This window comes from Angustibacter peucedani (genome assembly GCF_054779595.1).
In genome coordinates this window covers 1-10,264 of the sequence record NZ_BAAGXY010000095.1, presented here as the reverse complement: position 1 = coordinate 10,264, position 10,264 = coordinate 1, and the positions used below count along the sequence as shown (strand labels likewise).

10 protein-coding genes and 1 pseudogene are annotated in these 10,264 nt (G+C 76.4%); 7 read left to right on the top strand and 4 right to left on the bottom strand.

The features are described from left to right. Positions 1-48 precede the first annotated feature (48 nt). The 3 genes from ACYVJ4_RS15855 to ACYVJ4_RS15845 all read left to right on the top strand — a co-directional run bounded on the left by ACYVJ4_RS15855 (position 49) and on the right by ACYVJ4_RS15845 (position 2,024). Positions 49-618: a uridine kinase family protein gene (locus ACYVJ4_RS15855; RefSeq protein ID WP_460461108.1), complete on the top strand. Its 570-nt coding sequence runs from the start codon at positions 49-51 to the stop codon at positions 616-618. Positions 619-627: 9 nt separating this feature from the next. Next, complete coding sequence (locus tag ACYVJ4_RS15850) at positions 628-996, top strand: hypothetical protein (RefSeq protein WP_460461107.1); 369 nt, start codon at positions 628-630, stop codon at positions 994-996. A 74-nt stretch (positions 997-1,070) separates the two neighbouring features. Beyond that, positions 1,071-2,024 carry an intradiol ring-cleavage dioxygenase gene (locus ACYVJ4_RS15845; RefSeq protein WP_460461106.1) on the top strand — a complete coding sequence of 318 codons (954 nt, stop codon included), beginning with the start codon at positions 1,071-1,073 and terminating at the stop codon, positions 2,022-2,024. A 9-nt stretch (positions 2,025-2,033) separates the two neighbouring features. On the opposite strand, the gene ACYVJ4_RS15840 is transcribed toward ACYVJ4_RS15845, so the two are convergent. Further along, complete coding sequence (locus tag ACYVJ4_RS15840; protein ID WP_460461105.1) at positions 2,034-2,771, bottom strand: DUF3105 domain-containing protein; 738 nt, start codon at positions 2,769-2,771, stop codon at positions 2,034-2,036. A gap of 140 nt (positions 2,772-2,911) precedes the next feature. On the opposite strand from ACYVJ4_RS15840, the gene ACYVJ4_RS15835 reads away from it, so the two are divergent. Beyond that, positions 2,912-3,835, top strand: a complete 924-nt coding sequence (locus ACYVJ4_RS15835; RefSeq protein WP_460461104.1) for a DNA-3-methyladenine glycosylase family protein — start codon at positions 2,912-2,914, stop codon at positions 3,833-3,835. Here ACYVJ4_RS15835 and ACYVJ4_RS15830 read toward each other — a convergent pair. The 3 genes from ACYVJ4_RS15830 to cofD are packed head-to-tail and all read right to left on the bottom strand — an operon-like array spanning position 3,832 to position 6,182. Then, positions 3,832-4,161 carry a hypothetical protein gene (locus ACYVJ4_RS15830; protein ID WP_460461103.1) on the bottom strand — a complete coding sequence of 110 codons (330 nt, stop codon included), beginning with the start codon at positions 4,159-4,161 and terminating at the stop codon, positions 3,832-3,834. The two genes, ACYVJ4_RS15835 and ACYVJ4_RS15830, sit on opposite strands and share 4 nt — an antisense overlap. 4 nt (positions 4,162-4,165) lie before the next feature. Further along, entirely contained in the window at positions 4,166-5,191 is a 1,026-nt protein-coding gene (gene cofE, locus ACYVJ4_RS15825) for a coenzyme F420-0:L-glutamate ligase (protein ID WP_460461102.1), read from the bottom strand. Continuing rightward, complete coding sequence (cofD, locus tag ACYVJ4_RS15820; RefSeq protein WP_460461101.1) at positions 5,184-6,182, bottom strand: 2-phospho-L-lactate transferase; 999 nt, start codon at positions 6,180-6,182, stop codon at positions 5,184-5,186. Before cofD ends, cofE begins: the two co-directional genes overlap by 8 nt. Before the next feature lie 351 nt (positions 6,183-6,533). Between cofD and ACYVJ4_RS15815 the strand changes: the two genes are divergently transcribed. The 3 genes and pseudogenes from ACYVJ4_RS15815 to ACYVJ4_RS15805 form a co-directional block, all read left to right on the top strand. Continuing rightward, entirely contained in the window at positions 6,534-6,794 is a 261-nt protein-coding gene (locus ACYVJ4_RS15815; protein WP_460461109.1) for a WhiB family transcriptional regulator, read from the top strand. Between the two features lie 89 nt (positions 6,795-6,883). Then, positions 6,884-9,997, top strand: coding sequence for a glycosyltransferase (locus ACYVJ4_RS15810; protein WP_460461100.1), 3,114 nt, complete (start codon positions 6,884-6,886; stop codon positions 9,995-9,997). Then, a pseudogene (locus tag ACYVJ4_RS15805) lies at positions 9,994-10,264 on the top strand (hypothetical protein); the annotation flags it as partial. The gene ACYVJ4_RS15810 and the pseudogene ACYVJ4_RS15805, both read left to right, overlap by 4 nt.

Here is a 10,264-nt window from a genome sequence, read left to right as displayed (position 1 = left end):
CGACGACCTCGTCCGACGCTTCGTGGCGCGGCTGCGAGGATCGAGCCCATGACCTCCACCCCGACCGACTGGAACCGCGTGCTGGTCGACGTCCTGGCCCGCCCCGCGGTGGACGGTGTGCGCCTGGTGGGCGTCGACGGTCCGTCGGGGTCGGGCAAGTCCACGGCCGCCGCTGCGCTGGCCGCGGTCGCGGGTGCGCCGGTGGTCGAGATCGACGACTTCTTGTCGTGGCAGAGCCTGGACGCGTGGTGGCCGCGACTCGAGCAGCAGCTGCTGGAGCCGCTGTTCGCCGGTCGCGACGCGCGGTACCAGGTGCGCGACTGGCAGGGGGACTTCGAGGGCTCGTCCCTTGGTGGCTGGAAGGACCTGCCCTGGTCGCCGCTGGTGGTGCTCGAGGGCTGCGGCTCGACGCGCGCGGCTGTGGCCGACCGGCTGGCGTACGCCATCTGGGTCGAGGCGCCGCGCGAGGAGCGGCTGCGGCGCGGGGTCGAGCGCGGTGGCGAGGGCCACCGCCACCTGTGGGAGCGGTGGCAGCCCATGGAGGAGGCCTGGTTCGCTGCCGACGGCACTCGTGACCGCGCCGACCTCGTCGTCGACACCAATGACACGCAGCCCTAGCCTTCGCGCGTGACGAGGACGCTGGTAGCGGTGGGGGCAGGGCTCGGGGCGGGCGTCCTGGTCTGGGCCACCGGCCTGGGGCCCTGGTGGCTGGTCGGGCCGGCGGTGGCGGTGACCGTGCTGGCTGTTGCCTCGTTGCGAGGCCGCCCGGCCGGTCCGAGCCGGGCCGGTCGTGGCGCGCTGGTGGGCGCGGCGCTGGCTCTCGTGGTGAACCTGGGTCTCGAGGTCGCGGACGTCGTGGAGCACGGCGGGCTCGACAGCGAGTGGGTCGACACCGTCATCGGCTGGGACATCCCCAGCACGCTGTTCTGCGCCTGCCTCGGCGCGGCCATCGGGTCGCTCTGGCGGCCGCGGAGGTCTCAGCCGGCTCCCAGGTGACGTCCCGTCGACGCCCAGCGCGGCCGGTCATGGTGGGGGCCAGTCGCCAGCCCCGCCGACCGACGGAGACCACGATGCGCCGCACCAACCGCCGCCCCCAGACCCCCACCTTCGAGGGCCGCCCCCTGGTGCGCCCGGACGACGAGGTCGTCGACCAGGGCCTCGGCTTCGACATCACGACGCTGATGAGCCGGCGCAACGTGCTGCGCGGCGTCGCCCTGGGCGCGCTCGGCGTCGGCCTCGCCGCGTGCGGCGACAGCAGCGACGCCACCACCACCGCGGGGTCGACCGGGTCGAGCAGCTCGACCAGCAGCTCGAGCAGCACCAGCTCGGACGCGGAGATCCCGGACGAGACGGCAGGCCCGTACCCCGGTGACGGGTCGAACGGCCCCGACGTGCTGGAGCAGAGCGGCATCGTGCGCAGCGACATCCGGTCGAGCTTCGGCGCGTCGAGCGGCACGGCCGAGGGCGTGCCGATGACGTTGAAGCTCACGGTGTCCGACCTGGCCGACGGCGGCAGCCCGTACACGGGCGCGGCCGTCTACGTCTGGCACTGCACCCGCGAGGGCGGCTACTCGATGTACTCCGACGGGGTGGCCGACCAGAACTTCCTGCGCGGCGTGCAGATCGCGGACGACGACGGCGTCGTGACGTTCACCAGCGTCTTCCCCGCCTGCTACGACGGCCGCTGGCCGCACATCCACTTCGAGGTCTACCCCGACCAGGCGTCCATCACCGACGCGAGCAAGGCCGTCGCCACCTCGCAGGTCGCGCTGCCGAAGGCCACGTGCGACACCGTCTACGCGACGTCCGGCTACGAGGCCTCGGTGGCCAACCTGGCGAAGGTCAGCCTCGACAGCGACAACGTGTTCGGCGACGACGGCGGAGCGCTGCAGCTCGGCACCGTCACCGGCGACGTGTCGAACGGCTACACCGTGGCCCTGCCGGTGCGGGTCGACACCCGCACGACGCCCACGGGTGGCGGTGCGCCGGGTGGCGGTCCGGGCGGTGGCGGCCCCGGCCGCTGACCGACGTCCCTACTGCGCGTTGGGCTCGGGGGCCTCGGTGCGCGGGTGCGCCGCGATGAACTTTGCCACGACCTCGCCCGACACCGCGCCGCAGAGCTGGCGGTGACCGGTCTGCTTGGTCAGGTCGTTCTGGTCGGCCGACCAGTGCGACATCGCGAAGTGCTTGCCGGCGGGGAAGGTGCCGTAGGCCGTGTCCCACGCGCTGACGATGAACTTGGACTGCGCGTCGGTCGAGCCGTTGGCCTCGCGGGTGATCGCCTTGAGGTCGGCGACCTGCGCGCTGGTGGCGGTGTCGTCGTACCAGAGCACCGTGTAGCCGTGCTCGAGGTTGTGCACCAACGTCTCCATCCGCGGCCGGTCGTCCGCGGTGTAGAACTGCCGGTTCGGGTACTCGGGCGTCACGAAGTGCTGGCCGGACGTCGGCGGCACCGTCGAGTAGTCGACCTTGGTGACGTCGGGCTTGTTGGTCTGCGGACCGACGTGCTCGCCGCTGCCGACCGCCTTGTCGTCGGTGATCGCGTCGCAGCTCGCCTGCGCGGCCGGGACGCCCAGCGACGCGAGCGAACCGCCCGGCACGCGCGAGTCGTCCTTGACGATCGCGAAGGTCACCGCGCCCGCGATGACCACGACGACGGCCACGGCCACGCCGACGATGGCCAGGCTGCGCCGGCGCTCGGCCGCCTTGGCCTGGCGCTGCATCTCGGCGATCTTGGCCTTGCGGTCCTGGTCGGCCTTCTTGGCTGCCACCTGTCGGTTCCTCGTCAGGTCGGGGCGGCCGCGGGCGTGCGGACCCGCCGGTGGTGTCGGGGGTTGCTCCTCGGGCCAACGGCGGGCGCAGCCGCGAGGTTCCGGCGCAGTCTACGGGGCGGGCCGGGTGACAATGGGCCGTGACCACCTCCCCGGACCGCACCAGCCGGTGGCGCCCCGGTCGACCGGTCGACCTGGCGGCCACCCTGGGCACCCTGGTCCGCGGCGGGGCCGACGTCACGCACCGGCTGCGCCCCGGCGGCGGGCTGTGGCGCGCGTCCCGCACCCCGCTCGGCCCGGTGACGCTGCACCTGCGCGTGCTGTCCGACGAGGTCGAGGCCGAGGTCTGGGGACCGGGCGGGGAGTGGGCCCTCGACAACGTCCCCGACCTGCTGGGCGGCTCGGACGACGACACCGGCTTCGCGCCCGAGCACCCGGTGCTCGTGGAGGCACGGCGCCGACGTCCGGGCTGGCGGGTCCCGCGCACCCGGCTGGTGATGGAGGCGCTCGCCCCCGCCGTCGTCGAGCAGAAGGTCACGGGGCACGAGGCGTTCGGCGGCTACCGGCGGCTGGTGCGGCGGTTCGGCGAGAAGGCGCCCGGGCCGGCGGGGGAGGCCGGCATGTTCGTGCCGCCCTCCGCCGCGCAGTGGGCCGCCGTGCCGTCGTGGGAGTGGCTGCAGGCCGGCGTGGACGGCGCTCGCTCGGCCGCGCTGGTGCGCGCGGCCCAGCGCGCCGGTCGCCTCGAGCAGACCCTGGACCTGCCGGCCGCCGAGGCCGAGCGCCGGATGTGCTCGATCCCCGGCATCGGCGTCTGGACCGCCGCCGAGGTGCGCCAGCGCGCGCACGGCGACGCCGACGCCGTCAGCTTCGGCGACTTCCACGTGCCGACCCACGTCGGGCGCTCGCTGACCGGCGAGGCGGTGGACGACGCGGGGCTGGCCGAGCTGCTCGAGCCGTACCGGCCGCACCGCTACCGCGTGCAGCGGCTGGTCGAGCTCGAGGCGCCGCGCCGGGCTCGGCGGGCTCCGCGGCCGACACCGCGCTGGCACCTGCCGGTGCGCTAGCGGCTCAGGAACTCCAGGGCCGCGGTCGACACCGCCAGCCAGCGGTCCTGCTCGCCCGCCGGCAGCAGCACCCAGTCCTTCATGGGCCGGCCCTTGCCGGACGGGTCGAACAAGGCAGCGCCTGGCACTGCCAGCGCCTCGGCGTGCGCCGGCGTGCCCGCGCCGAGCTTGGCGACGAACGAGCCGTCCGAGCGCAGGCAGCCGAGCACCTTGCCCGTGGCCTCGACCCGCAGCGCGCGCGAGCCGAACATCTTCCCGGTGCCCACGCGCGGGCCGAGGTCGTCGGCGAGGACGTCGAACAGCTCGTCGTCGGTGGGGGCGCTCATGGCGTCAGTATCGACTCGCGGGGCCGGGGTGCACCCGCACCTCGCCCGAGCTGCCGACCGGCTCGCCCACGAGGTCCTCGGCCCAGAGGGCGACGAGCAGCCGCTGCACCAGCCGGCCGCGCTCGAAGGCGTCGGGCTCGCGCACGACGAGGACGACGGCCGCGGAGTCGTCGGCGCCACCGACGAGCTCACCCGCCCCGGCGACCTGTGTCGCCCGTACTGCCCTGTGCCGCAACGGTTCTGGCAGCACCGAGGCCGGCTCGACCTCGCCTGCGGAGACCCCCAGCGCGGCCCGCACCGCCTCGACCGGACCGAGGCGGAACCAGTCAGAACCGCTGTCGCGCAACAGTTCTTGGGCACCGGGCCCGTCGTCGTCCGTCACGGACGACGCCAGCCCCCGCACGAGCGCGGCCGGGATGCCGGACGCCTTGCCCTTCACCAGGTCCGCGGCGGCGGCGACCTCGTCGGCGACCGCGCGCTCGGTCACCTCGAGCACCTGGCCGGAGGCGTCGGTCGTGCCGCGCAGGTCCTCGACGACGTCCAGACCGGCGCAGCCGAGCGCGAGGTCGCTCTGCCCGCGCCGCCACGCCCGCCCTGCGGTGTCGCTGACGACCACCGCGACCACCGGTGCGCCCGCGGCTCGCAATGCCCGGCGCAGGGCGCGGGCCTCGGCGTCCGGGTCGGCGGGCAGCGTGAGCACCGTGCCGGGCGCGGTGTTCGAGGCGTCGACGCCGGCGGCCGCCATGACCGGCCCGGCGGCCGACTCGACCACCTGGCTCAGCCCGCGCGGCGTGCGGCGCTCGGCCACGACGCGCACCGTCTGCTCCGCCACCACCGCGTCGCGGTCGGCCGTCTCGGCGACCAGCCCGAGCGCCTTCGAGACGACCTTGGACGACACGACGAGCACGTCGCCGGTCTCGAGCGAGCGCCCCGCCGCGGTCACCGCGGCCAGCAGCACCGCCGCGAGGTCGGTGCCCGCCGACACCTCCGGGACGCCGGGCAGCGCGACGACCTCGAGCCGGTCAGGCACCGGTGCGCGCGCCCTTCAGCTCGACCGCCAGGTCGAGGGCGGAACCGGCGATGGCGGCGGCCGCGTCGACGTCCGTCATGAGCAGCGGGCGCGCGCGCACCGCCAGCCGCGACGGCCACCCGCCGGGCACGTCGGCGTCGTCGGTGTCGACGAGCCAGCCGTCCAGGAAGTCCTCGTAGAGCCCGGCGACGGCCCGGGTCGTGGTCTCGACGCCGATGGCCTGCAGGCAGGCGTCGGCGTGGCCGCGCACCGGCCGGCCGCCGACCAGCGGCGACACCCCGACCACCGGCGCCCGGGTGCCGCGCACGGCGTCGCGCACGCCCGGCACGCCGAGCACGATGCCGATCGAGACCACCGGGTTGCTCGGGGGGAGCAGGACGACGTCGGCGTCGCGGAGGGCGTCGAGCACCCCCGGTGCGGCCGTGGCGCGCTCCATGCCGACCGCGACGATCTGCTGCGCGGGGACGCCCGCCTGCAACCGCACCCACCACTCCTGGAAGTGGATCGCCCGCCGGCCCTCGTCGTCCTCGACGACGACGTGCGTCTCGACCGGGTCGTCCGTCATCGGCAGCAGGCGCACGCGCTGCGCCGGCAGGCCCCAGCGCTCGCAGAGCACGGCCGTCACCTGCGACAGCGGCATGCCGAGGCCGAGCAGCTGGCTGCGCGCGACGTGCGTGCCGAAGTCGCGGTCGCCCAGCCCGAACCACTGCGGCTGCGCCCCGTACGCCGCGAGCTCGGACTGCACCACGTGCGTCTCGTCCGCGCGGCCCCAGCCCTGCGCGTCGTCGATCCCGCCGCCGAGCGTGTACATGACGGTGTCGAGGTCGGGGCAGACCCGCAGGCCGAACAGCGTGATGTCGTCGCCGGTGTTGCCGACCACCGTCACCTCGGCGTCGCGACGGTCGGGGTCGGGGGAGCTCGCGAGGTGGGCCAGCAGGCCGCGCAGGAAGCGGGCTCCGCCGACACCACCGGCGATGGCGGTGATGCGCATGAGGCCGAGTCTTCCAGCCCGTCGGGCGTGCTCGGACGTTCACCCGTTCGGACGCATCTGCAGAGATCTTGCTCGATATCACCGTTCGGCTTGACGAGAGGGGTATGACACGCGTGTAATTCCAGGCATGTCGCGCCGGGCCCGGGGAGGGATCCGGCGGACGACGAGGGTCGAGGAGGGGCCGTGAACGAGCTGGGTGCAGCAGCTGCAAGCAGCGTCATCGGACGGCAGCGCACGGGGAGCGACTTCCCCGGGATCGACCACCCGCCCGCGGGCGAGGACTTCGACGCGTTCGTGCGTCGGGAGGCCTCGCTGGCACCGGTCCCGCCGGTCGCCCTGGGCGCTCTGGAGATGCCGAGGCTGATCGACCTCGCGGACGCCGAGGACGAGGGCGAGCTGTCGTGGCAGGAGCGCGCGCTGTGCGCGCAGACCGATCCTGAGGCGTTCTTCCCCGAGAAGGGCGGCTCGACGCGCGAGGCCAAGAAGGTCTGCGTGTCCTGCGAGGTGCGCTCGGAGTGCCTCGAGTACGCCCTGGCGCACGACGAGCGCTTCGGGATCTGGGGCGGGCTGAGCGAGCGCGAGCGCCGCCGGTTGAAGAAGCAGGCGGTCTGATCACCCTCACCTCGCCTGCACCACCGGACGCCGACGAGCACCACCCGCGACGTCCGGCACCCCCCGTACGCCAGCACGTCGTCGCGGTCGTGGTCGCCCACGACGGGCAGCCGTGGCTGCCGCGCTCGCTCGCGGCGCTGCGGCGCCAGACCCGCCAGCCGGACGTCGTCGTCGCCGTCGACACCGGCTCCGAGGACACCTCGCCCGGCCTGCTGCGCGACGCGCTGGGCCCGGACGCCGTGCTGTCGGCCCCGCGCGGCACCGGCTTCGGCGACGCCGTGCGGATGGGCCTGGCCCACGCCGCGCCCGGCGCCGACCCGGTGCACGCCTGGGTCTGGGTGCTGCACGACGACAGCGCACCCGACCCGCGCGCGCTCGAGCTGCTGCTCGACGCCGGGGCCGGTTCGTCGTCCGTCGGCGTGGTCGGCCCCAAGCTCGTGGCGTGGGACGACGACGACCTGCTGGTCGAGGTCGGCCTGACGGTCGGCCGGGGCGGGCGCCGCGACACCGGGCTCGACGGCGTCGAGCGCGACCAGGGCCAGCACGACCACCGCAGCGACGTGCTCGCGGTGCCGTCGGCCGGCCTGCTCGTGCGGCGCGCGGTCTGGGACGAGCTCGGCGGCTTCGACCCCGCCCTGCCGCTGCTGCGCGACGACATCGACCTGTGCTGGCGCACGCACCTGGCCGGGCACCGCGTCGTCCTGGCGCCGCGGGCCGTGGTGGCCGACGCGCAGGCCAGCACGCGCGGGCTGCGCTCGGTCGACGCCGTGCCGGTCGCGGTGCGCCGCGTCGACCGGCAGCACGGCCAGCACGTCGCGCTGGCCCGGTGCGGCTGGCTCGCGCTGCCCTTCCTGCTCGCCTGGATCACGCTGGTCTCGCTGACCCGCGCCACCCTGCTGCTGGCGGCCAAGTCGCCCGGCCGCGCGGCCGAGGAGCTGCGCGCGGTGGCCGTCACGCTGCTGCTGCCGTGGCGGTGGCTGGGCTCGCGGTGGCGCTCGCGCGGGCGGCGCACGGTGCGGCGCGCGAGCCTGGCGCCGCTGATGACCCCGCGGTTCGCGCCCGTGCGGCACGCGGTCGACGTCCTGGGCGGGTGGGCCGCCCGCGACCGCGGCGCCGATCTCGAGCCCGACGCCGGTGACGCCGGCGCGATCGAGAGCGGTCCGGTCGCCGAGGAGGCGCAGACCGTCGTCCTGACCCCCACCGGGTGGGGACGTCGCGTGGTCACCCACCCGCTCACCGTCGTCTCGTCGTTGCTGCTGGCCGCGACGCTGGTCGCCTGGCGCCGCCTGCTCGCGCCGATGGCGGGCGGCGGCGCCCTGGTCGGCGGCGAGCTGCGCGCCTCCGGCAGCGACGCCACCTCGCTGTGGCACGCCGCGCTAGACGCCGTGCGCGGCCCCGGGCTGGGCACCGACCAGCTCGCCTCGCCCGGGGCGGTCGTCCACGCGGGCTGGGTGTGGCTCGTCGCCCGCTTCGCCGGCTCGGCCGCACCCTCGGTGAGCACCGAGCTGCTGCTCGTCGCGGCCCCCGTGCTGGCCGGCGTCGCCGCGTACGTCGCGGCCGGTGCCGCGACCCGCTCGCGCTGGCTGCGCGGCTGGGCCGCGCTGGTGTGGGGCGGCGCGCCGCTGCTGACCACCGCCCTCGGCCAGGGACGCGTCGGACCGGTCGCCGTCACCGTGCTGCTCCCGCTCGTCGCCGCCCTCGTGGCGCGGACCCTGACCCGGCGCGCCTCCGGCACCCTCACCGCCACCTTCGCCGCGGCCATCGGGCTGGCGCTGGTGGCGACGGCCCTGCCGGCCGTCGCCCTGGTCGGCGCCGCGGTGGCGCTCGCGAGCGTGCTGCTCTGCCGCGGCGGGGCCCGGGTGCGCTCGCTGCTGCTCGTCGTCCTGCCGCCGGCGCTGCTCGGACCGTGGCTGGCCGAGCTCGTCGCCGACCCGCGCCTGCTTCTCGCCGGCCCGGCCGCCGTCGCGCACCCCGAGCCCGGCGCCGCGATCGGCGACGGGCTGAGCGTCCCCTTCGCCTGGACCCACGCGGTCGACCTGCCCGGCGGCGCTCCGGCCTGGGCGGCTGCGCTGTGGGTCGGACCGCTCGTGCTGCTCGCCCTCGTCGCCCTGACCCGGGGCGGCCCGCGCGGCCGGGTGGTCGCCGTCCTCGGGTGGGTGGGGCTGCTCGGCCTCGCCCTGGCCGCGCTCGCGCCGTCCCTGCTGCTCTCGCGCCCGGGCCAGCTGCCGCTCACGTCCTGGGCCGGCGCCGGCGGCACCGTGGTGCTGCTCGCGCTCGTCGCCGCACCGGTGGTGGCCGGCGACGGGCTGCGCCGGCGCCTGGCCCGCTTCGGCTTCGGCTGGCGGCAGCTGGTGCTGGCGCCGCTGGTGGCCCTCGGCGTCCTCGCGCCGTTGCTCGGCGTCGGCGCGTGGGCCTGGCAGGGCGCCGACGGCACCCTGCGGCACACCACCGGCACCGGGCTGCCGGCGGTGGCGCGCGACGCCGCCACCGGCGTCCACGGCACCCGCACCCTCGTCCTGGCCGACGACGCCGGCCGGCTGACCTACCGGCTGGACGGCGGCGAGCCGGCGTCCGTGGCCCGCGACCTCGCCCAACCCGTCGTGGCGGCGGCCGACGTTCCGCTGCGCGCCGCGGTGACCCAGGTCGCCAACCCCGGTGTGACGCCGGTCGGCGAGGACGTCGTCGCCGGGCTGCACCGGCTCGCCGTCGGGTTCGTGCTGGTGCGCGAGCCCGTCCCGGCCGCGCTGGCCGAGCGGCTGGACGCCACGGCCGGGCTGGCCCGGATCGGCCGCTCCGCCGACGGCCAGCTCTGGCGGGTCGGCGACGGCGGCCCGGACGACGCCTCCCGCGCTCGCGTGCAGCGCTCGTCCGGCACGTTGCTGGCGGCCGTTCCGGTGAGCGGGCCGCACGCCGCGGTCGACACCGACGTCGCCGACGGGCCGCGCGGACGGCTGCTCGTGCTGTCCGAGCAGGCCTCGACGCTGCGCACCGCCACCCTCGACGGCACCGCGCTGCGACCGGTCCGGCTGGCCGGCGCCGACGCCTGGCGCCAGGCCTACGCGCTGCCGGCCCAGGGCGGCCACCTCGTCGTCAGCACGGTCGACCCGCTGGTGCGCACCTGGCGCTGGGTGCAGCTGGCGCTGCTCGTGCTGGTCGGGCTGCTCGCCCTGCCGGTGCGCCGACCGAACGGCGAGCTGCGATGAGCGCCCGCCGGCTGGCCGACCTCGCGCTGCGCAGCACCGTGCCGGTCCTGGCCGCCGGGCTCGTCGCCTTCGTGCTCGTCGAGCCGCAGGCGGTCGGCGTCGCCCCCGGACGGGCGGCCCACCAGCCGCAGCAGCAGGTGCCGGTCGAGCAGGCCGAGCTGGTGTGCCCCGGGCCCGAGACGATCGGCGTGCGCGGCGCCGCGACCGGCAGCCCGGACGACGGCGGCGACCCGACGCCGCCCGAGCCCGCCACCGTCGCCGCCGCCA